This window comes from Dietzia sp. WMMA184, from assembly GCF_002441635.1.
In the GTDB taxonomy this organism is placed as follows: Bacteria; Actinomycetota; Actinomycetes; order Mycobacteriales; family Mycobacteriaceae; genus Dietzia; species Dietzia kunjamensis.
In genome coordinates, this window is sequence record NZ_NXEI01000001.1 from 2,209,245 (window position 1) to 2,229,583 (window position 20,339).

At 72.6% G+C, this 20,339-nt stretch carries 21 protein-coding genes; 9 read left to right on the plus strand and 12 right to left on the minus strand.

What is annotated here, in order from left to right; translation table 11 throughout:
- Positions 1-88: 88 nt before the first annotated feature.
- Entirely contained in the window at positions 89-472 is a 384-nt protein-coding gene (locus tag CK206_RS10120) for a hypothetical protein (protein WP_096906312.1), read from the plus strand.
- 31 nt (positions 473-503) lie between these two features.
- On the opposite strand, the gene CK206_RS10125 is transcribed toward CK206_RS10120, so the two are convergent.
- Entirely contained in the window at positions 504-1,358 is an 855-nt protein-coding gene (locus tag CK206_RS10125) for a tyrosine-protein phosphatase (RefSeq protein ID WP_096906313.1), read from the minus strand.
- 175 nt (positions 1,359-1,533) lie between these two features.
- Here CK206_RS10125 and CK206_RS10130 point away from each other — a divergent pair, with 175 nt between their 5' ends.
- Positions 1,534-3,261, plus strand: coding sequence for an AMP-binding protein (locus tag CK206_RS10130; protein ID WP_254050541.1), 1,728 nt, complete (start codon positions 1,534-1,536; stop codon positions 3,259-3,261).
- 42 nt (positions 3,262-3,303) lie between these two features.
- Here the strand turns inward: CK206_RS10130 and CK206_RS10135 are convergent, their stop codons facing one another.
- Positions 3,304-3,753 (minus strand): DUF4870 domain-containing protein, encoded by a 450-nt coding sequence (locus CK206_RS10135; protein WP_096906314.1) that lies wholly within the window; start codon positions 3,751-3,753, stop codon positions 3,304-3,306.
- 126 nt (positions 3,754-3,879) lie between these two features.
- Between CK206_RS10135 and ppc the strand changes: the two genes are divergently transcribed.
- Positions 3,880-6,741 (plus strand): phosphoenolpyruvate carboxylase, encoded by a 2,862-nt coding sequence (gene ppc, locus CK206_RS10140; protein WP_254050542.1) that lies wholly within the window; start codon positions 3,880-3,882, stop codon positions 6,739-6,741.
- 15 nt (positions 6,742-6,756) lie between these two features.
- On the opposite strand, the gene CK206_RS10145 is transcribed toward ppc, so the two are convergent.
- The 4 genes from CK206_RS10145 to CK206_RS10160 are packed head-to-tail and all read right to left on the minus strand — an operon-like array spanning position 6,757 to position 9,996.
- Complete coding sequence (locus tag CK206_RS10145; protein ID WP_096906315.1) at positions 6,757-7,938, minus strand: MFS transporter; 1,182 nt, start codon at positions 7,936-7,938, stop codon at positions 6,757-6,759.
- Positions 7,939-7,964: 26 nt separating this feature from the next.
- Positions 7,965-8,696 (minus strand): LysE family translocator, encoded by a 732-nt coding sequence (locus CK206_RS10150; RefSeq protein ID WP_096906316.1) that lies wholly within the window; start codon positions 8,694-8,696, stop codon positions 7,965-7,967.
- The gene (locus CK206_RS10155; protein WP_082923858.1) at positions 8,693-9,388 is read right to left on the minus strand and encodes a methylated-DNA--[protein]-cysteine S-methyltransferase; all 696 of its coding nucleotides are present in this window, start codon (positions 9,386-9,388) and stop codon (positions 8,693-8,695) included. The genes CK206_RS10150 and CK206_RS10155 overlap by 4 nt, the downstream gene beginning before the upstream one ends.
- Positions 9,385-9,996, minus strand: coding sequence for an RNA polymerase sigma factor (locus tag CK206_RS10160; RefSeq protein ID WP_082923859.1), 612 nt, complete (start codon positions 9,994-9,996; stop codon positions 9,385-9,387). The genes CK206_RS10155 and CK206_RS10160 overlap by 4 nt, the downstream gene beginning before the upstream one ends.
- 207 nt (positions 9,997-10,203) lie before the next feature.
- Between CK206_RS10160 and CK206_RS10165 the strand changes: the two genes are divergently transcribed.
- Complete coding sequence (locus CK206_RS10165; RefSeq protein WP_096906317.1) at positions 10,204-11,250, plus strand: triacylglycerol lipase; 1,047 nt, start codon at positions 10,204-10,206, stop codon at positions 11,248-11,250.
- A gap of 43 nt (positions 11,251-11,293) precedes the next feature.
- On the opposite strand, the gene CK206_RS10170 is transcribed toward CK206_RS10165, so the two are convergent.
- From CK206_RS10170 to CK206_RS10190, 5 genes are all read right to left on the minus strand, one after another.
- Positions 11,294-11,722 carry a hypothetical protein gene (locus tag CK206_RS10170; RefSeq protein ID WP_096906318.1) on the minus strand — a complete coding sequence of 143 codons (429 nt, stop codon included), beginning with the start codon at positions 11,720-11,722 and terminating at the stop codon, positions 11,294-11,296.
- Positions 11,719-12,054, minus strand: coding sequence for an MTH1187 family thiamine-binding protein (locus CK206_RS10175; protein ID WP_069389774.1), 336 nt, complete (start codon positions 12,052-12,054; stop codon positions 11,719-11,721). The genes CK206_RS10170 and CK206_RS10175 overlap by 4 nt, the downstream gene beginning before the upstream one ends.
- Before the next feature lie 88 nt (positions 12,055-12,142).
- Positions 12,143-13,348, minus strand: a complete 1,206-nt coding sequence (locus CK206_RS10180) for an LLM class flavin-dependent oxidoreductase (RefSeq protein ID WP_096906319.1) — start codon at positions 13,346-13,348, stop codon at positions 12,143-12,145.
- Between the two features lie 25 nt (positions 13,349-13,373).
- Entirely contained in the window at positions 13,374-14,189 is an 816-nt protein-coding gene (locus tag CK206_RS10185) for an SDR family oxidoreductase (protein WP_254050543.1), read from the minus strand.
- Entirely contained in the window at positions 14,186-14,941 is a 756-nt protein-coding gene (locus CK206_RS10190; RefSeq protein ID WP_254050685.1) for an SDR family NAD(P)-dependent oxidoreductase, read from the minus strand. Before CK206_RS10190 ends, CK206_RS10185 begins: the two co-directional genes overlap by 4 nt.
- 220 nt (positions 14,942-15,161) lie before the next feature.
- Here CK206_RS10190 and CK206_RS10195 point away from each other — a divergent pair, with 220 nt between their 5' ends.
- The 4 genes from CK206_RS10195 to CK206_RS10210 all read left to right on the plus strand — a co-directional run bounded on the left by CK206_RS10195 (position 15,162) and on the right by CK206_RS10210 (position 18,864).
- Positions 15,162-16,568, plus strand: a complete 1,407-nt coding sequence (locus tag CK206_RS10195) for an NAD(P)/FAD-dependent oxidoreductase (protein WP_096906321.1) — start codon at positions 15,162-15,164, stop codon at positions 16,566-16,568.
- Entirely contained in the window at positions 16,565-17,218 is a 654-nt protein-coding gene (locus CK206_RS10200) for a TetR/AcrR family transcriptional regulator (protein ID WP_096906322.1), read from the plus strand. Before CK206_RS10195 ends, CK206_RS10200 begins: the two co-directional genes overlap by 4 nt.
- Positions 17,215-18,234: an alpha/beta fold hydrolase gene (locus tag CK206_RS10205; protein ID WP_096906323.1), complete on the plus strand. Its 1,020-nt coding sequence runs from the start codon at positions 17,215-17,217 to the stop codon at positions 18,232-18,234. The genes CK206_RS10200 and CK206_RS10205 overlap by 4 nt, the downstream gene beginning before the upstream one ends.
- A gap of 78 nt (positions 18,235-18,312) precedes the next feature.
- The gene (locus CK206_RS10210) at positions 18,313-18,864 is read left to right on the plus strand and encodes a YceI family protein (protein ID WP_067715464.1); all 552 of its coding nucleotides are present in this window, start codon (positions 18,313-18,315) and stop codon (positions 18,862-18,864) included.
- 146 nt (positions 18,865-19,010) lie between these two features.
- Here the strand turns inward: CK206_RS10210 and CK206_RS10215 are convergent, their stop codons facing one another.
- Positions 19,011-19,607 (minus strand): hypothetical protein, encoded by a 597-nt coding sequence (locus CK206_RS10215; RefSeq protein ID WP_096906324.1) that lies wholly within the window; start codon positions 19,605-19,607, stop codon positions 19,011-19,013.
- A 230-nt stretch (positions 19,608-19,837) separates the two neighbouring features.
- Between CK206_RS10215 and CK206_RS10220 the strand changes: the two genes are divergently transcribed.
- Positions 19,838-20,323, plus strand: coding sequence for a hypothetical protein (locus CK206_RS10220; RefSeq protein WP_007633848.1), 486 nt, complete (start codon positions 19,838-19,840; stop codon positions 20,321-20,323).
- Positions 20,324-20,339 lie beyond the last annotated feature (16 nt).

Sequence of the window (20,339 nt, forward strand, 5' to 3'; positions counted from 1 at the left end):
GGTGCGCTGACCAGCGTCGATGGCGTGCGAATCGAACCCTCAGGAAAGGCCGAGGTTCCGGAGAGGATCGCTGCGTAGGGTCCGGATCATGAGCAACACCCAGATGGTTGAGGAGCGTCGGCGGGGCGGATCGGAGACCACGGCGACCCCGGGCGTCGACGGCGGCACCCGCCCCGGCACCGGGACACTCACCCACCCCACCACCCACGCCACCGTCCTCCCGGCGCCACTGACGACGATCATCGCCGCGCTGGCGGGCGGCCTGATCGGCATCGCCGCGGTCTACGGGGTGGCGTCCAGACTGGCCGGCTCGCTCACCGCGGTCGCGGCCATCGTCATGGTCTTCGCGATCACGCTGGCCGGCCCCCGGGTCCACGCGGCGGCCCGCACCGAACTCGGGCGGACGATCGCGGTCACGCTCCAGGCGATCGGGTTCGGCGGCGTCGTCGGCGCGCTGGTCATCGCCGCCTGAACCATCGCCGACTGAGCCATCCCTATCCTGGTCAGCCCCGCCTGAACCGCGCGGACAACTCGTCGACAGCCGCCTCCTCCACCCCCGCGCCCTCCACGAGGTATCGCCGCGCGTCACCGAACTCGCGGGCCAACGCATCCAGGGAGCGGCGGAGGTTGGCCTCCTCGACGCCGATGAGCACCTCTATCGCCTCGAGCTTGTCGGGCATCTCCGCCTGCACGTAGGTACGGATGGAGGAGACGAAGTCCGCGGACATCTCCTGCGTGAGCAGGTAATCCGCGATCACATCCTCCTCCCGGACACCGGCGACCAACTGCACCAGCGCCGAGACCCACCCGGTGCGGTCCTTGCCCGCCGTGCAGTGCACGATCGCCGGGCCGGACGACACGGCCAGGGCGTGGACGGCCCGACCGAACGCCCGCCGCTCGTGATCACCCACCACGAACCGCTCGTATGTCGCGGCCATCTCGCGCCGCGCCTCCTCGGCCCCGGCCAGGCCGGACGCACTGAGGGTCGCCGCCGAGGTGTGCCCGCCCAGCACGTCGATCGGCAGGTACTCGGCCCCGGCGGGGACGACGTCGGGCTGCTTGTCGATCTCGGCGCCGGTGCGCAGGTCGACGACGGTCGAGACGCCCAGTTTCTCGAGCACCGCGAGGTCGTGGTCGCCCACCGCGAGAGTCGTGGACCGGTAGACGAGACCGCGGGCCATCGACCCGGACGGACGGAGTGCGTAGCCCGGGCCGGCCACGTCCCGGAAATTGTGGACGCTGGTGAGTCGGACATCGCTGACGACGAATCCGTCCCGGTCGAGGCCGACCTCGTCGTCGTCGGATCCCCGGACGACACCCTCGTCCACGTCGACGTTCCCGCCGTGTTCGCCGACCATCCCACGCCCCTGTTCGATCCCCGCGCGCCCACGTGGCGCGCCGTCGCCTCGTTCCTACCCGATGCCGGCCGGACACGCCCACCGAGTGGGCCGGTGACCACCGAGGCTGACACCTGTCAATGTTGCTGGCCGTTTCGCCTGTGCGACGGGGCCCGGTCGCCTAGTGTCCGATCTCATGACCACAGCAGACTTCAATCCCGGGCACGACATGCAGCACGCCACGTTCGGCGACATCCTCATCGAGCGTTCCACCGACGACCACCCGGGACTGCTGTTCGAAGACTCCGCGTGGACCTGGCGCGAGTTCGTCGCCGAGGCCGCCGTCCGCGCGGAGATCCTGCGCGGCTGGGCGGAGGAGCACTCCGACTCGTACGCGGACCGACCCGACCCCTACAAGCACCTCCACGTGGGCATCCTCCTGGAGAACGTGCCCGAGTACCTGTTCACCCTGTGCGGTGCCGCGCTCGCGGGCGTGACCATCGTCGGCATCAACCCCACCCGGCGCGGCGCCGAACTCGCCTCCGACATACGGGGCGTGGACTGCGACGTGATCGTCACCGACTCGGACGGCACCGCCCTGCTCGAGGGCCTCGACACCGGCGTCGCCGCGCAGTTCGACATCGACTCCGACACGTGGCGCGGCCTGCTCGCCGATCACGCCGGCGCCGAGCCCCGACTGCACCCGGAGAGCGCCCGCGACCCCCACACCCTGCTGGCCCTGCTGTTCACCTCCGGCTCGACCGGCGCCCCCAAGGCCGTCATGTGCTCGACCGGCCGCATGGCCATGATGGGCACCATCAACTACCGGGGCCTCGTCCGCGACGACGTGGCCTACAGCGCGATGCCCCTGTTCCACGGCAACGCCCTCTTCGCCGCGTTCGCCCCGTCCGCGTACGTCGGCTGCACCTTCGCGATGCGCCGCAAGTTCTCCGCCTCGGGGTTCCTGCCCGACGTGCTGCGGTTTAACGCCAGCTACTTCAACTACGTCGGCCGGTCACTGTCGTACATCCTCGCCCAGCCCGAGGTGCCCGAGGAGAAGCAGACGCGCCTGCGGGTCGTCTTCGGCACCGAGGCCTCCGTCCACGACCGGACCGAGTTCGAGCGCCGTTTCGGCGTGACCCCGCTCGAGTCGTACGGCAGCAGCGAGGGCGGTGTGGTGATCAGCCACACCGAGGACACCCCGCCCGGCGCGCTCGGCGTGGCCGGCGCCTACATGCACGTCGCGATCCTCGACGCGGAGGAGAACGAATGCCCCCGGGCCGAGTTCGATGCCAACGGCGGCCTGGTCAACGCCGGCGAGGCGATCGGCGAGATCTGCAACGTCACCGGCGCGAAGCTGTTCGAGGGCTACTACCGCAACCCCGAGGCCACCGCCGAACGCAACGTCGGCGAGGTCTTCCACACCGGTGACCTGGGCTACCGCGACGCGGACGGGTACTTCTACTTCGCCGGCCGCTCCGGTGACAGGATCCGCGTGGACAGCGAGAACTTCTCCGCCGGGCCCGTCGAGCGCATCCTCGACCGGTTCCCCGGCGTGCTCGTCGTGGCCGTCTACCCGGTCCCGGACCCGCGCACCGGCGACCAGGTCATGGCCGCCATCCAGCTCGAACCCGGCGTGGAGTTCGACGCCGACGCGTTCTCCGAATTCTGCCGCACCCAGCCCGACATGGGCACCAAGTGGGCGCCGCGGTTCGTGCGCGTCATGACCGAGATGCCGGTCACCGCCACGCGGAAGATCTCCAAGCCCAGCCTGCGACGCGAGTCCTGGATCGAGCCCGGCGAGGTCTACCTGCGTGGCGGTGCGGCGGGCGACGACGACGTCTACCGGCCGCTCACTGACGCCGACCGCGCGGCCCTGCTCGCCGAGTACGAGCTCCACGGGCGCCGGCCCGTGGGGGTGTGACGAGGGGGGCGTGAGGGCTCGGCCGCTGGCCGGGGAGCGCGCTCAGCGCAGGACGCGCAGCTGGAACGGGTAGTTGATCGTCCGGCCCTGGGTCGCACGAACGGTACCGATGACGTGGCCGATGATCTGCGCGAGGAAGGACACCGCGAGCAGGATGAGGCCGATGGGCAGGCCGATCACCGTGAGGATGAAGATCCAGCCCACGATGCTCATGATCCACAGGCCGAGGTTGAAGTTGAACGACCCGGCGGCGGCCTGGCGGACGAACGGGCTGCGGTCCTTGTAGATCAGCCACATCACGAGCGGGCCGACGAACGAGAGCCACCCGGCCGAGAGCGCCATCGCGATGAGGCTTGACGCGTGCGCCAGTGCCGCGGGGGTGCGGTCGTCCGGGCCGACGGCCGGGGGCTGGTTCCCGTACCGGGGATCGCCGTACCCACCCTGTCCGAACTGGTGGTCGCCGTACTGGTGGTAGCCGGGCTGCTGGGTCATGCCTCCAGTGTCCTCGCCGGGCGGGATCCGCGCATCGGGGATGTCCCGGGGATCTATCGACGGCGGGGCGGGGGTTCGGCGGCGGGATTCACGCGGATGTCATACGGCGCGCCTACTGTGGCAGCCATGGCCGATCCCACCAGATCCGACGCGCCCGCCACCGCCTCGGACGTGCCCGAGCCGGACGATTCCGAGCGGCTCGACGACGCCGTGCGGCCCCTGCGCGACGACGTGCGTTTCCTCGGAGCCGTGCTCGGCGACACGGTGCGCGACCAGGCGGGCGGGACGGTCTTCGACCTGGTGGAGACCGCCCGGCGCACCGCGTTCGCCGTCCGCCGCTCGGAGGCCGACCGCGACGAGGTGGCGGCCCTGTTCACCGATGTGCCCGCCACCGAGATGATCCCCGTCATCCGGGCGTTCTCCCTGTTCGCGCTGCTGGCCAACGTCGCCGAGGACCTCCACCAGGAGCGCCGTCGCCGCATCCACACCGCTGCGGGCGAGCCGCCGCCGGACGGGGATCTCGAGGCGACCTGGGCGCGACTGGCCGAGAACGAACCAGAGCCCGCGAGGCTGGAGGCGGTGCGCGCGACGGCCCGGGTGGCGCCCGTACTCACGGCGCACCCCACCGAGACCCGCCGGCGCTCGGTCTTCGAGATCACCCGACGGGTGCTGGACCTCATGCGCCGCCGCGACGCCCTGCGCACGGGGTCGGACGAGGCGGGGCACCGGGACCGCGTCACCGATGCCGAGCTCGAGCAGGTGGAGCAGGACATCCGCCGGCAGGTGCTCACGCTGTGGCAGACGGCGATCATCCGCAGCCAGCGCCCCCGGATCGAAGACGAGGTCCTGGGCGGCCTGCAGTACCACGAGGCCACGCTCATCGACGTGATCCCGCCGCTCAACGCGGAGATCGCCGACCGTCTCGGCTCCGGCGACCGCCCCGTCGTGCGCCCCGGCTCGTGGATCGGCGGGGACCGCGACGGCAACCCGTACGTCACCGGCGACGTGGTGCGCTTCGCCACCGAGCAGGCCGCCGCGCTACTGCACCGCCACTACACGGAGGAACTGCGGCTGCTCGAGCGGGAGCTGCCCCTCTCGCGGCGGGTCGTGGACGTGCCCACCGGGCTCAGCGACCTCGCGGACTCGCTGGTGGAGACGGACGGGGAGCTCGCCGCCGCGCGCGAGGACGTGCCGTTCCGCCGCGCGGTGCGGGTGGTCCGCCGTCGGCTCGCCGCGCGGGTGAGGTCCTCGTCGTCGTCACCCGGATCGTCGCCGGACGCGATCGGTCACGACGACGACGAGGCCTACACCTCCCCGGCGGAGATGCTGACCGATCTGGATGTCATCGACGCCGCGCTCGGGGCCTGCGGTGGCGAGCTGGCGCGGTCGCCGCGTCTGCGGGACCTGCGGTGGGCGGTACGGACGTTCGGGTTCCACCTGCAGGCACTCGACATGCGGCAGAACTCGGAGTCGCACGAGGAGGTGCTCACCGAGCTGTTCGCCCTGGCCGGGGTGGGCGAGGACTACTCGGCGCTGGACGAGGACGCCCGGGTGGAGCTGCTGCTGCGCGAGCTCTCGCACGACCGGCCGCTGCTCGGCCCGCGCGCGGAGCTGTCAGAGCTGGCGGCCAAAGAACTCGGGGTGATGCGGGCGGCCGCCGCGGCGGTGGACCTGCTCGGCCCGGAGGTGGTGCCGCACTACATCGTGTCCATGTGCGGGACGGTCTCCGACCTGCTCGAGCCGGCGGTGTTGCTGCGCGAGGTCGGATTGTTCTCCGGTGACCCGGCGGAGCCCCGCTCGAGCGTTCGGCTGATCCCGCTGCTGGAGACTATCGACGACCTGGCGGCGGGGCCGGACATCCTCGACGCGGCGCTCGCGATCCCGCAGTTCCGGGCGCTCATCCGGGCGCAGGGCGATGTGCTGGAGGTGATGCTCGGCTACTCGGACTCCAACAAGGACGGCGGGTACCTGGCCGCCAACTGGGCCCTCTACCAGGCCGAACGCGACCTCGCCGAGGCCGCGACCCGGGCGGGTGTGCACCTGCGCTACTTCCACGGGCGCGGCGGGGCCGTCGGCCGGGGTGGCGGCAACTCCTACGAGGCGATCCTGGCCCAGCCGCCGGGCGCGGTGCAGGGCGCGCTGCGGATCACCGAGCAAGGCGAGGTCATCTCGGCCAAGTACTCCGAGCCGCGGCGGGCCCGCCGGAACCTCGAGGCGCTCGTGGCGGCGACGCTCGAGGCCTCGCTGCTCGACGTCGAGGGTCTGGGCGACCGGGCCGGGGAGGCGTACGGGGTGATGGCCGAGCTCGCGCGGCTCGGGCGGGCGGCGTACGCGTCCCTGGTGCACGACGACCCGGGGTTCATCGAGTACTTCACCACCTCCACCCCGGTCGCCGAGATCGGGGAACTCAACATCGGGTCCAGGCCGTCCTCCCGCAAGCAGACGTCGAGCGTCGAGGATCTGCGGGCGATCCCGTGGGTGCTGTCGTGGTCGCAGTCGCGGGTGATGCTGCCCGGCTGGTTCGGCGTGGGCACCGCACTGCGGCAGTGGGTCGACGCCGAGGGCGAGGCGGCGGCCGGGGAGAGACTGGCCACGCTCCGGCGGCTGAACGACGACTGGCCCTTCCTGCGCACGACCCTGTCCAACATGGCGCAGGTGATGGCCAAGGCGGACATGGGGCTGGCCGGTCGCTACGCCGAACTCGTCCCGGACGCCGAGGTGGGTCGGCGGATCCACGGGGTGCTCACCGACGAGTTCGAGCTGACCCGCGAGATGCTGCTGGAGATCACGGGGCAGGAGACGCTGTTGGACGACAACCCGGCGCTGGCCCGCTCGGTGCGCAACCGCTTCCCCTACCTCGAACCGCTCAACGTGCTGCAGGTCGAGCTGCTGCGCCGCTACCGCGCCGGGGACTCCGACCCGGCGGTGCGAACCGGCATCCAGCTGACCATGAACGGCCTGGCCACGGCCCTGCGCAACTCGGGGTGATCCTCGACGTGCCGGCTAGCGTAGCTGTCGCTGGGTGAGCGGGATGAGCAGCGCGCACACCACCGCCAGCCCGGCGATCCACGGGACCGGACCGCCGGCGCGCGAGAGCTCGGCGAGCACGTACGGCGTGGCCATCCCGAGGTAGGCCAGGACGTAGAACACGGCCACGAGCCCGGCGTGGTCCCGCGGCCCGGACTGCAGCTCGACCTCGACCAGCCCCGCCACCAGGAGCGTGGCGTATCCCACGCCGAGCAGGACCGCGACGGGCAGCAGCCACAGGGCGCGGCCGGGGAGTGCGGGCGAGGCGGCCAGCAGCGCTCCGGCGGCCATCCCGAGCGAGGCGGCGGCGAGTCCCATGACCGGCGGCCGGGACGGCGGTGACGCGGCCGCGATCCTGCGGACGGCGGGTTGGACCAGCACCCCGGCGCCCAGCGTGACGCCCACCATGACGCCCGCGTACAGGGTGGGCCGGCCGAAGGCGTCCCCGCCCAGCAGGTCGGCGAGCACCGCGAACGACATGCTGGCGCAGCCGAACACCAGCGGGGCCCACGGCGCGACCCCGAGGAGGAACCGGCGGGTGCCGGCCGTGGCGGGGATGAGCGGGGCGGCCTCCGGCCCGTCGTGCGGCTGGTACGGGTCCGCGGCGCCCCACGCCGCGACCAGCGCGATCGTGCCGAGGATCAGATGCGGAAGGTACGCCGAGAAGAGCGGGGCGGGGGCGAACTCCCCGACCATGCCCGCCGCCAGGCCGCTGAGCCCGAACCCGCCGGTCAGCGCGATGGCCGCGCGCCGCGCACCGGTGCCGGGCGGCCCGCCGGCGGAGAGCTCACGCACCCAGGCACTGCCGGCCCCGAACGCCGCCCCGGACGCCAGCCCGGCGAGGAACCGACCCAGGTACAGCCACAGAGAATCCTGCGGCCCCAGCAGCATGAACAGGGTCGCCAGCAGCGACAGGACCAGGACGGGCCGCATGAGCACACGGCGGCCGTTGCGGTCGGACCACCGGCCGGCGACCAGCAGGGTGGGCAGCAGACCGACGATGTAGACGCTGAAGATCGCGGTGACGCTGGACTGCGACAGTCCCAGCTCGGCGCGGTACAGATGCAGCAGCGGGGCGAACTGGTTGGCGCCCCAGCCCACCGCGAACACCGCGAGGGCCACGCGCACCCAGCTGCGACGGTCGACCTGAGAATCCATGGAGCAGAACCTAGCCCGCGCGCGCCTTACGCGAGCGCGGTGACCACGAACGCCACCCCCACCACCACGAACAGTGTGCTGGCCACGACGTCGACCCCGGGCAGCAGCCGTCCGACCCGCTCGTTGACCACCCGGTGCGAGGCCAGCAGCGCGAGACCGCCGAACCAGGCGAGCGCGACCGCGATCATCCCGGCGACCAGGGCCACCGACCACGCGGGCGAGACCTCCTCGCGGAGGAACGGGGTGAGCACCGCGCCGAAGAACACCAGGGCCTTGGGGTTGGCGAGGTTGGTGACCAGACCGCGGGTGAAGTCCGCCCGTGGCACCAGATCCGCTACGCCGATTCGGGATCCGCTATCCGAATCCGGGTAGCGGATCCCGATTCCGAGTAGCGGATCCGAGGGCGGGGCGGTGGTGGCGGGTGCGGCGGTGGTGGGTGCGGCGGTGGCCGGCGGTGGGGTCGCACGGCGCGAGCGCCACCAGCCGCGCAGACCGAGCACGCCGAGGGTCGCCAACAGGAGTCCGCCGGCGACCTGGAGACCGGTCATGACCTGCGGGTACACGCGCACGAGGGTGGCGACTCCGGCGAACGCGGCCGCGAGCCACACCGTCAGGCCGGTGACGATCCCCAGCGCGGTCGCGAGACCCTGACGCCGTCCGGCGAGGGCACGTTGGAGGACGACGACGACGTCGGGCCCCGGCGAGACCACCGCGATCGCCCAGACACCGAACAGGCCGAGGAGCTGCGCCGCGGTCACGCCGCCGATTCCATCTCGAGGAGCCGCTGCTTGGCCGCGAGCCCGCCCCGGTAGCCGCCCAGTCCGCCGTCCGAGCGCAGGATCCGGTGACACGGCCACACCAGCGGCAGCGGATTGGTCGCGCAGGCCGACCCCACCGCGCGGACGGCGCCGGGCCGGTCGAGTTCGACGGCGATCTCGCGGTAGGTCGCGGTCCGCCCGTACCCGACCCGGGCCAGATGCTGTTGGACCTCACCACGGAACCCGCGGGCGAGGCGGGTGTCGAGGGGCAGGTCGAACTCGCGGCGGCGGCCGTCGAGGTACTGGTCGATCTGGGCCGCGGCCGCGTCGAGCACCGGCGACCCCGAAGGCGCGCCGAGGATCCGGGGTCCGACCCGGTCGGCCAACATCTCAAGGACCACCCCGGAATCCTCCACCTCGAACGCCACGTACACCAACCCGGCCGGGGACGCGGCCAACAGCAGCCCACCGATCGGGGTGTCGACGCTGCGGTAGGCCACGTCGACCAGGCCCTCGCGCTCGGCGTCGCGGGCCAGGCGATCCCGCAGTCGGGTCGTGTCGGCGGGGGCGGACCGCAGGATCGACGCCGCGCCGGCCTCGGAGATCGCAGGGTCGTCCGCTGCCGGATCGGGCGCCGCCGGTTCGGGCGCCGCCGGGTCGTGCGCCGCCGGATCGTGGATCGGGTCGGTCATGACATCTCCTCCGTGGGACGGTGCGGTTCGAGAGCACGGCGCGGTTCGAGGTGACTGTGCGGTTCGAGGGGACTGTGCTGGTCGAGGTGACCGTGCGGTCCAAGCGTGGTGCGCAGGCGGGCGATCCCGTCCGCGGCCGCGCGCCGGGCCGCCGCCTCGGTGCCGCCGGCGAGTCCGGCGATCTCGGCATAGCGGAGCCCGCCCAGATACCGGTAGGCCACACAGATGCGCTGCCGGGTGGGCAGGGCGGCGACCGCATCCCAGACCCGCGGATCGCCGACCTCGTCGTCGTCGACCCCCGTCGCTCCCCGCGCGCCCCCGGGACGTGGTGTGCGGGCGTCGAGAACGGCGACGTCGTCGGCGGCCCCGCTCGGTGCGGCCTCCCGGACCGAACGCCGCACCACGTCCACCGCCCGGCGGTGCGCGACCCGGACGAGCCAGGCCTCGACGTCGGTGTCGTCGGGCAGCCTGGGCCAGGCGCGGAGTGCGGAGAGGAACGTCTCGGACCAGGCGTCGTCGGCGTCGGGGCCCGGGCCGAGCACCGCGCGGCACACCCGCAGCACGGTGGGACCGTGGCGGTCCACCGCGGCGTCGAACGCTGCCCTCATGTGTGTCGATCCTGCCCTCGTGGTCGCTGCCGGGTGCGGGCGCCCCGCAGACGGGGCATGCGATGGTCACCGGGTAGTCGCGCGGCGCGCCGGTTTCGTGAGGCGCGCCGGTTTCGTGAGGCGCGCCGGTTTCGTGAGGCGCTGCGGTTCCCCTCGCTGAGTCCGGGACGCATACTGGTCTGACCGTCACGCCCCGGGGGGTCTGAAATGCTCGGTTCCCGCACACCCTCACGCCCGGCCGGCCGTCGCCCGGCGCACCGCACGAGCCGCAGAAGCCGAGCGCGCCGCACCGGACTGGCCGGTGCGCTCGCCGCCCTCGCGCTGTCGATCCCCGTCGCCACCGGGGTGGGCCCGGTGCCGGACCGGGTCGCGGACCGGGTCACGCCGGCGGCCCGGGCGCAGGTCCAGCTCGGCCCGCTCGGCGACTACCTGCGCGACCTCGACCCCACCGGCGAACTGGGGCCGTACGTCACCGAGGCCCTGAACGGGATCAACGGGCCGATCGGCGATCCCGGTCCGCCCGCCGCCGCGGCCGCGCCCGTGACCTGCCGACCCACCGTGGCGCATCCGCGGCCGGTGATCCTCGTCCACGGGACCTTCGACAACGGGGCCGACACGATGCCGCGCCTCGGCGATCCGCTACGCCGTCAGGGCTTCTGCGTGATCGCCCCGACCCTCGGCGCCTACGCGGGCAACCCGGCGCGCGGCGGGCTCGACTCGATCGTCGCCGCATCGGGACCGCAACTGGCCGGGGTGATCGACCACGTACGCGCGGTGACCGGGGCCGAGCAGGTGGACCTGGTCGGTTACTCGCAGGGCGCCGCGATCGCCGGGTACACCACCAAGGTGCTGCGGCCGGGCGCGGTGAACCGCGTGGTCTCCGTGGGCGGGTACTGGGGCGCCGACAACAGCGGCCTCATCCCGAACCAGCTGCCGCGCGAGGTCGCGGCTCTGGGCCTGTGGGCCGCGAACCTGCGGGGACTGGCCGAACTGTCCCCGGGCAGCCCGCTGATCGCCGCCTGGTACGGGCTCGACCGCACCCCGTTCCTGCCCGGCGTCGGCTACACGCTCATCGCCACGCGCGGCGACCACCTGCTCCCTCCCGAGCGCAGCTTCGTCCCCGGTCCGGGCGTGCGGTGGGTCGTTCCCGAGGACGCGTGCGGGGGCCGACCGAACTCGCACGGAGGGATGGCCGTCGACGCGCGCACGCACGCGATCGTCGCCGGGGCACTCGGCGGCGCCGGGGGGTGCTGACCGGCCGGCCCCGGCGGCGGGGCCGGCGGTCGCCCTGGAGGCGTCAGCGCAGCTCGCGGGAGTGGTGCTGGTAGAGCTCGTAGGCGTCACGCAGCCCGAGGCCGGGGTGGGCGACCCGCAGGCGGCGCACCGCGTCGATCTCCCCGGAGGAACCGCGCATCGCCGCGGCGATCTGCTCGGGGCGGATCGACGCCGCGATCCGGCGGGAGCGTTCCTCGTTGCGCCCGCCGAGCCACCAGCGGTGCGCCGCAGCGCCGAACAGCATGACCGCCATCGCGAGCCACAACAGCACGTCCAACATCGCGGCCCGGCCGGAGAGCACCTGCACAACCACCACCACGAGCGCACCGAGCCCGCCGAGCACGGTGGCCGCGACGTACGCCACCGCCGTCCGACTCCGTGACCGCGCCACGTGGTCGATGGCCGACTCCGCCCGGTCCGCGATCCCGTTGAACGGGTGGGGAGAGGTCACGCGCGACCCCCCTCGTCGTCGGACTCCCGGCCGTCCGCGAGGTGGCGCTCGACCCGCTCCACCTTGCCGCGCAGCTCCCCCGACCGGCCGGGCCGCAGGTCCGCCTTGAGCACCAGGCTCACGCGCGGCGCCACGGCCAGCACGGCGTCCGTGGCGGCGCGGATGACGGGCATGACCTCGTCCCACTCGCCCTCGATGGTGGTGAACATCGAGGTGGTCTCGTACGGCAGGCCGGAGTCGCGGACCACGCGGACGGCTTCCGCGACCGCGCGACTCATGGATGCCGAGTCGTCCGCGGTGGACGTGGGGGCGACGGAGAACGCGAACAGCATGGCATCACCGTAATCCCGCCGGGCCCCGTCGTGCAGATCGGCGGGCCCCGGCGATACCTGGGTCACAGACCCACGTCACACGCCACCGTCACACCCTCGAGACCGTCTGCGGCACACCCGCGGTGTACCCGGCCTCGGCGAGCAACTCCCGCACGCGCGGGATGACCTTGCGGCCGTAGAGGTCGACGGAGGTCATGAGGTCGTCGTGCGGGGTCGGGCCGCTGGCGTACTTGAGGTCGAAGCGGTCCAGGCCCAGCGTGCGGACGGTGGTGGCGATCTTCTGCGCGACCGTCTCGGGGGACCCGACGTACATGGCGCCCGATCGGACCTCGCGGTGGAAGTCGGCTTCGGTCGCGTCGCCCCAGCCGCGCTCGCGGCCGATCTGGTTGCGGTTGACCAGCCAGTGGCGCGCGGACAGCTCGGCGGCCCGGGCGTCGGTCTCGGCGACGAACCCGGGCGAGTGCACGGCGATCGGCAGGCGCGGCGCGGCCGCTCCCCCACCGGCCGTTCCCCCACCGGCCGACCCGGCACCCGCGAACTGGGCATTGGCCTCGCGGTACAGGTCGGCGAAGGGGGCGAACCGGCCGGCGGGGCCGCCGATGATCGCGAGCATGAGCGGCATCCGGTAGCGGGCCGCGCGCACCACGGATTCCGGGCTGCCGCCGACGGCGATCCACGCGTTCAGCCCGTGCTCGGTCTTGGGGTAGACGTGCTGGTCGACCAGCGGCGGACGCAGCTCACCGGACCACGTCACCGGCCCCTCGGGCAGCAGGGCGGCGAACAGGTCGAGCTTCTCGCTGAACAGCTGCTCGTACCGGGCGAGATCGAGGCCGAACAGCGGGAACGACTCGGTGAACGACCCACGGCCCAGCACGACCTCGGCCCGCCCGTTCGACAGGGCGTCGATGGTGGCGAAGCGCTGGAAGACGCGGATGGGGTCATCGCTCGACAGGACCGTGACCGCCGAGCCCAGCGTGATGCGCTCGGTGCGGGTGGCGATGCCGGCCAGCAGGACGTCCGGGGCGGAGACGGCGAAGTCGGGGCGGTGGTGCTCGCCGATGCCGAACGCGTCGACGCCCACCTGGTCGGCCAGGACGGCCTGCTCCACGACGTCACGCAGGACCTGCGCGTGGTGGACGGGCCGACCGCCGCGGTCGACGGTGACGTCGCCGAAGGTGTCGAGACCGAAGGCGACATCCTGGGTGGAGGGGTCACCGTGGGTGGCGTCGTGGGTGGAGGGCGACGACGACGAGGTGGGCGTCGCGGGGTCGGGTGCGGAGGCTGACGAGTTCATGCGGTCAGCATAGTTGATCCGTCATCTACAAGGCGGGGTGTGCCGCCCGGGCGCGGGCGGGCTCGATCACGAGAGCACGGTTGCGGGCGACACCGTCGAGCACGCTCGCCGCCAGCCGGTCGGGGTCCAGCGGCCGGCGCACGCCCTGGCCGTCGAGGTAGAAGTGGCGACCGTCGAAACCGTCGAGCTCGCCCTTGTCCAGGATTGCGGTGTCCACGGCCGCCGGGCACACCACCGTCACGCCCACCCCGTGTCCCGCGGCCTCGGCGCGCAGCGACAGTCCGAGCCCGACGACCGCGTGCTTGGTCATCGCGTAGCTGGTGATGAGCCCCGCCGGGCACAACCCGCCCATCGACGCGGTGAGCACGATCGCGCCGGCCCCACGGTCGATCATGTGCGGGTACGCGGCGTGCACGCAGTGGACCACCCCACGGACCTTGACGTCGATGATCGCGTTCCACTGCTCCAGGGTCAGCTTGCCGGTGTCGCCACCCCAGGTGATGCCGGCGTTGGCGAACATCAGGTCCAGCCCGCCCCGGGTGGAGACCACCTCCTCGACGAGGGCGGCCACCGCTGCGGCATCGGTGACGTCGAGGTGCGCCGGTTCGGCACTCCCGGCCCCTGCCGACCCGGCGCCGGGGCCGGACCTCGTCGTCGTCACGTCCTCGGCGACCCGACGCGCGGCGGCGAGGTCGATGTCCGCCACCACCACGTGCGCGCCGGCCGCCACGAGGGCGCGGCAGAGGGCCGCGCCGATCCCGGACCCGCCGCCGGTGACGACGGCCGACGCCCCGGCCAGCTGGGGGCCGCGGAGGGCGGTCACCGACCTGGGCGCGGTCACGAGAATGCCCTGGTCGCCAGTCCGAGCACATCCGGGTAGCGGCGCAGCTGGGCGCCACCGTCGATCGCCAGGTCCTCCCCCGCCATCCAGTCCGCCTCGGCGAGGTGGAGCACGGCGCGGGCGACGTCCTCCGGGGTCCCCCGGTGGGCGATCGCGGAGTTCTCGGCGTACTCCTCGGCCAGGCCGGGGATCTGCAGGACGGGCTCGGTGAGCGGGGTGACGAGGAAGCCCGGCGAGACGGTGTTGACCCGCACCCCCCGCTCGCCCAGCTCGAGGGCCGCGACCTGGACGAGCATCACCAGGCCCGCCTTGGCGGCACAGTAGGCCGCCATCCCCCGGCCGGGCTGCCGCGCCTTGAGCGAGGCGATCGCGACTATTGACCCGCCGTCCCGGACCGCTCGGCCGCCGTGCTTGAACACCAGGAACGCGCCGGTCAGACACACGTCGACGACCCGGCGGAACTCGGCGGTGTCGTGGTCCGTCACCAGGCCCAGCGTGCTGACGCCGGCGGTCGTGACCACCAGGTCCGGGGCGGTCCCCGCGAACAGCGCCTCGACCGACGCCTCGTCGGTCACGTCGACGGCGCACGCCCGGTGCGCCGGGCCGAGCTCGGCGGCGCGGGCGGCGGCCGACTCGGCGTCGAGGTCCCCGATCGTGACCTGCCACCCCCCGGCGGCGAGAGCGCGGGCGGTGGCCCACCCGATCCCCGACGCCCCGCCCACGACGACGGCGAACCGGCCGCGTTCGGCCAGATCGGAACCGTCCGAGGAACTCTCGCGGTCAGTGGTGGGGACGCGTGTGCGATCCGTGTCCACGGGGCCTCCAGTAGGGTTGACGACCGGCCTCGGCGGGGTGGTCCGCCGGGCCGGAGGAAGCTGTTGACGACCGTCAACACGGGCCATAGTGTGATCTGCGCCATAGCTCTCTTGTCGGCGAGTCTGCCTCGCCGAGAGATCCGCCGAAGGGGTTCGCATGACATCGACCTGCACAATCGCCGTGATCGGCGCGGGCATCAGCGGCCTGACGACGCTGAAGATGCTCCGCGACTACGGGATTGACGCGGTGTGCTTCGAGGCGTCGGACCGGATCGGCGGGAACTGGGCGTTCGACAACCCCAACGGCAGCTCGAGTGCCTACCGCTCGCTGCACATCGACACGTCCAAGCACCAGCTGAGCTTCCGGGACTTCCCGATGCCGGAGGAGTTCCCGGACTTCCCCCACCACAGCCAGATCAAGCAGTACCTGGACGACTACGCCGAGGCGTTCGGCCTGCTGCCGGCCATCGAGTTCGAGACACGGGTCGAGCATGCCGAGCGCCTGCCGGACGGCGGGTGGGAACTGACCACGTCGCGCACCGGGTCGGCCGCACAGGCCGGGGCCGGCGGCACGGGCGGGGCCAGCGAGACCGAGACGCTCCGCTTCGACGGGCTCGTGGTGGGCAACGGGCACCACTGGGACCCGCGCTTCGCCGACTTCCCCGGCGAGTTCACCGGGGAGATGATCCACTCCCACGCCTACGTCGACCCGTGGGATCCGCTGCACCTCATGGACAAGAAGATCCTCGTGGTGGGCCTCGGCAACAGCGCCGCGGACATCGTCGTGGAGCTGTCGTCCAAGGTCATGCGCAACGAGGTGACGCTGTCCACCCGGTCGGGTGCGTGGATCGTGCCCAAGTACATCGCCGGCAAGCCGGCCGACAAGTACTTCGCGACCTTCCCGTACATCCCGTACTCGTGGCAGCGCAAGGCCATCCAGGCGATGCAGCCGATGTCGGCCGGCCGGCCGGAGGAGTACGGCCTGCCGACCCCCAACCACAAGTTCTTCGAGGCCCACCCCACGCAGTCCGTCGAACTGCCGCTGCGGCTGGGGTCCGGGGACGTCGTCGCCAAGGGGGACATCGCCCGACTGGACGGCCGGACGGTGCACTTCGAGGACGGGACCAGCGGCGAGTTCGACGTGATCATCCAGGCCACCGGGTACAACACCACGTTCCCGTTCTTCGACCGGGACTTCCTCAGCGCCGACGCCCACAACCACGTCCCGCTCTACAAGCGGATTTTCACCCCGGGCATCGAGGACCTCGCCTTTGTCGGCTTCGCCCAGTCCACCCCGACCCTGTTCCCGTTCGTCGAGGCGCAGGCCCGGCTGGTGGCGGCGTGGGCGGCCGGGCTGTACCGCACCCCGCCGGTGGCGGAGATGGAGCGGGTGATCGTGGAGGACGAGAAGAAGTACATCGGCCACATGCTCGACACACCCCGCCACCAGCAGCAGGTCGACTACTTCCTCTACGAACGCGACCTGCGCACCCGGGAGATCCCCCACGGCCTCGAGCGCGCCCGCGAGCGCGGCGCCGCCCTGCGTGACCGGGTGACGGCATGACGCCGGCCGCCCCCTCGGCGACCACCTCCCCGCGCGGCGACCGGCGCCGCGAGGCCCTGCTCGCCGCGCTCGACGACCGGCTGCGCACCACGGCCCTGGACGACATCTCGGTGGCCGACCTCACCGTGTCCGCGGGGATCACCAGGTCCGCGTTCTACTTCTACTTCGACTCCAAGGCTGCCGCCGTGGGCGTCCTGCTGGCCGCGGTACAGGACGAGGCCCGCGCGGCGGTCGAGACGATCGTGGGCGGCGAGGGGGGCTTCCGCACGCGCGTCTCCGGAGCCCTCGAGAAGCTCACCGACCGCGTGTTGGAGAACGCCCACATCTACCGGGCCCTGCTCACCGCCCGCAGCAAGCACGAACAGACCCGGGCGCTGTGGAACGAGGGCCGCCGGACGCTGGCCGCCCCGATCGCCGAGTTCCTGCGCACCGAGCGCACGGCCGGTCGGGCGCCGGACGGCGTGGATCCCGAGGCACTCGCGGTGGGGCTGATCCACATCAACGAGACCGTGCTCGAGCAGCTGGCCTACGACACCGACGGCCCCCGCGAGCCACTGCTCACCGTCGCCACCGACATGTGGGTCCGCTCGGTGTACGGCCGACCCGACCCCACGGTGGATGCCGCGGCAGACCCAGGGAGAACCGCATGACCAGCCCCGTCGACATCGTCTTCCGGTCCGGATCGGGGCCGGACGCCGCCGAGTGTCGCGGCTGGTTCCTACCCGCCGCCGGCGGTGCGGGGAGCGCCGGTGACGCCGCCCGTGCCAGTGAGGCGGGCAGCCCCTGCGTGGTGCTGGGCCACGGGCTGGGCGGTACCGCGGACTCCGGCCTCATGCCGTTCGCGGAGGCGTTCGCGGCCGCCGGGTACGCCGCGCTCGCCTTCGACTACCGCGGCTTCGGGCGCTCCGACGGTCGGCCCCGCCAGGTCGTCTCCCCCACCGGCCAGCAGGACGACTACCGGGCCGCCATCGACGCCGCGGCCGCACAACCCGGCGTCGTCCCGGCGCGCATCGTGCTGTGGGGCTGCTCGCTCGCCGGCGGTCACGTCCTGGAGGTGGCCCGGGGCCGCGACGACATCGCGGCCGTCATCTCCATGATCCCCCTGGTCGACGGGCGGGCCGCCGCACTGGCCGCGGCCCGGCAGCACACGCCCGCCTCGCTCCTGCGGGCGACGGGATCCGCGATCGCCGCCAAGGCCGTGGCGGCGACGGGACGACCCGAACCGCTGCTCCCCCTCGTCGGCCCGCCCGGCTCGAGTGCGCTGCTCTCCCTGGACGGCTACGAGGAGGCCTATACCTCCGTCGCCGGGCCGACCTGGCGCAACGAGGTGGGCGCCTCCATCGGCACCGAGCTGGGCTCGTTCCGGCCCGGCCGGCACGCGGAAGACCTCGTCGTCGTCCCCGTGCTGGTCCAGATCGCCGACCTCGACCGCAGCGCCCCACCGCACGCCGCCGCGACGGCCGCCTTCGCCGCGCGCGCCGAGGTCCGGCACTACCCGGGCGACCACTTCGACCTCTTCGCCGGCCGGCCGTGCCACGACCGGGCCGTCGAGCACGCGCTGCACTTCCTCGAGAGGCACGTGGGCCGACCTGCAGCGACACGTGCGTCGGCGATGTCGGCGCACGGTTCCACGGGAGACTTCCCCAGGGTTGTTGACATGTCATAGAGGTCGGCCTATATTGGGTGACACAACAGTTAACTGCTCGGCCCCGCCGGCCGGGCAACCCCACCCGAAGGAGTCACCATGACCGCCAACCTCACCGACCTCACCGGCACCTGGACCCTCGACGACACCCACACCCGCCTGGGCTTCGTCACCCGCCACGCGATGATCACCAAGGTCCGCGGCTCGTTCAACGACTTCACGGGCACCGTCACCGTGCCCGCCGAGGGCATCGAGGGCGCCACCGCCCAGGTCACCATCAACGCCTCCTCGATCGACACCCGCAACGCCGATCGCGACGGCCACCTCAAGTCCAACGACTTCTTCGACATGGAGACGTACCCGGAGATCACGTTCACCTCCACGAAGATCGCCGCCAACGGCTCGGGCGGCGTGGACGTGACCGGCGACCTCACCATCAAGGGCACCACCAAGTCCGTGACCATCCCGTTCGAGTACGAGGGCACCGCCACCGACCCGTTCGGCAACCAGCGCGCGGGCTTCGAGGGCACCACGGTCATCAACCGCAGCGACTTCGACCTCACCTGGAACGCCGCGCTCGAGACCGGCGGCGTGCTGGTCTCCGAGAAGGTCACCCTGGAGATCGAGGTCTCGGCGATCAAGAGCGCCTGACCGCTCGCCCGCCACGGCACAAGGGCCCGCCGCCGACCGGCCCCGCCCCACATGGTGCACGCTCGCCCCGGCAATTGCCGGGGCGAGCGTTCCGTTTCGGGGGCGGGGCCGGGCGTGTCGGGCGGGGCGGGGCGGGGCCGGAAACCCTAGGAGACGACGGCGAGGACCGCGGTGTGCGAACCGTCCGCGTCCTGCCAGGTCGCGCTGAGCGTGCCCGGCGAGCCGATGAGCGGGCGGTCGGCCTCCGCGTCGTTCTCCTCGGACACGATCCGGATGACGTGCAGAACCGAGTCGGAGCCCTGGCGGATCCCGTCGCCACCGCCGCGGATGTTGACCGGCGACGACGTGATCGACCCGTCCTCGACCTGCAGATGGTCGGCCGCGGCGTCGCGGTGGCTGATCACCCGGCGGACCTCGGCGACGTAGACCGGATCAGCGGAGGCGTCGTAGACCCAGCGGCGGCCGAGTACCGAGTGCTCCATCTCGCCGACCAGCGCGTCACCGGAGTCGTCGAGCTCGGACCCGCGGTAGGTCACGGGCACGTGGAAGGTGCGGGCACCGTCGGTGAGGAGGAACGACTCCATCCCGACCTCGCCGGCGGGATCGACGAACCGGTAGGCGGTCACCTGCTCGAGGCCCTCCGGGTCGCCGTCGAACCACTCCTGGTGGCGGACCCAGGCCCGGAGCAGGTCCAACTTGCCCGGGTCGAGGACGGCGTCATAGATCTCGGCGGTTCCACTCATGCGCTAAGACTCCCCGAACTTGCCCGGTCCGGCAAACGCGAACCGGGGCTGACGGGTGCATGAAGAAGAATTCGCGGGAGCGCCGTTCCCGCTGCGTAAGTGGGCAGACCACCCGACCGCGCCGGCCACGCTGTGATGCGGATCACAGCCAGCCAGCGGGGTTGGCCGTTACTGTTACCGCCGTATCGCCGGGGAGATCCCCCGGATCCCGATGGAAAGGTGTGACCCCCATGAAGAAGACCATCGCCGTGATCGGTTCCGCTGCCGCCCTGTCCTTCGCCGGTGCCGGCCTCGCCGCCGCCCAGGATGCCGACGACCAGACCCAGGGCGCCGACACCACCCAGACCGAGACCACCGAGGACGCGCTTGACGACGCGCTCGACGAGGTCGAGACCCCCGCCGAGGTCTCCGACATCGCCGCGCAGCTGTGCGGCACCATCTCCGCCTACGACTTCCTCGGCTCCGCCGAGGGCGTGGTGCCCGGCCTGAGCGGCGAGGCGTGCGAGGCCAACGCCACCGCCGCCGTCGCGGCCGCGTTCTCCGGTGACATCTCCGGCGCCATCGACATCCTCCGCGGCATCGACGCCGAGATCCCGGGCGATGACGACGAGACCGCGGATGCCGGCTCGGCCGAGCTCCTCGGCTCGCTGGCCGGCGGTGACGCCGAGGGCGACGAGACCGCCGACGACACCGAGCTGCCCGCGTTCGGCTCCTGATAGCGACTCGCGCGGC

Coding starts and splice junctions, on each gene's coding strand:
- CK206_RS10135 (WP_096906314.1), bottom strand. CDS start 3,753: ATGACCCAGCAGCCCGGCTACCACCAGTACGGCGACCACCAGTTCGGA.
- CK206_RS10155 (WP_082923858.1), bottom strand. CDS start 9,388: ATGACCGACCCGATCCACGATCCGGCGGCGCACGACCCGGCGGCGCCC.
- CK206_RS10200 (WP_096906322.1), top strand. CDS start 16,565: ATGACGCCGGCCGCCCCCTCGGCGACCACCTCCCCGCGCGGCGACCGG.
- CK206_RS10205 (WP_096906323.1), top strand. CDS start 17,215: ATGACCAGCCCCGTCGACATCGTCTTCCGGTCCGGATCGGGGCCGGAC.
- CK206_RS10215 (WP_096906324.1), bottom strand. CDS start 19,607: ATGAGTGGAACCGCCGAGATCTATGACGCCGTCCTCGACCCGGGCAAG.
- CK206_RS10120 (WP_096906312.1), top strand. CDS start 89: ATGAGCAACACCCAGATGGTTGAGGAGCGTCGGCGGGGCGGATCGGAG.
- CK206_RS10125 (WP_096906313.1), bottom strand. CDS start 1,358: ATGGTCGGCGAACACGGCGGGAACGTCGACGTGGACGAGGGTGTCGTC.
- CK206_RS10145 (WP_096906315.1), bottom strand. CDS start 7,938: ATGGATTCTCAGGTCGACCGTCGCAGCTGGGTGCGCGTGGCCCTCGCG.
- ppc (WP_254050542.1), top strand. CDS start 3,880: ATGGCCGATCCCACCAGATCCGACGCGCCCGCCACCGCCTCGGACGTG.
- CK206_RS10210 (WP_067715464.1), top strand. CDS start 18,313: ATGACCGCCAACCTCACCGACCTCACCGGCACCTGGACCCTCGACGAC.
- CK206_RS10175 (WP_069389774.1), bottom strand. CDS start 12,054: ATGCTGTTCGCGTTCTCCGTCGCCCCCACGTCCACCGCGGACGACTCG.
- CK206_RS10160 (WP_082923859.1), bottom strand. CDS start 9,996: ATGAGGGCAGCGTTCGACGCCGCGGTGGACCGCCACGGTCCCACCGTG.
- CK206_RS10220 (WP_007633848.1), top strand. CDS start 19,838: ATGAAGAAGACCATCGCCGTGATCGGTTCCGCTGCCGCCCTGTCCTTC.
- CK206_RS10165 (WP_096906317.1), top strand. CDS start 10,204: ATGCTCGGTTCCCGCACACCCTCACGCCCGGCCGGCCGTCGCCCGGCG.
- CK206_RS10195 (WP_096906321.1), top strand. CDS start 15,162: ATGACATCGACCTGCACAATCGCCGTGATCGGCGCGGGCATCAGCGGC.
- CK206_RS10180 (WP_096906319.1), bottom strand. CDS start 13,348: ATGAACTCGTCAGCCTCCGCACCCGACCCCGCGACGCCCACCTCGTCG.
- CK206_RS10130 (WP_254050541.1), top strand. CDS start 1,534: ATGACCACAGCAGACTTCAATCCCGGGCACGACATGCAGCACGCCACG.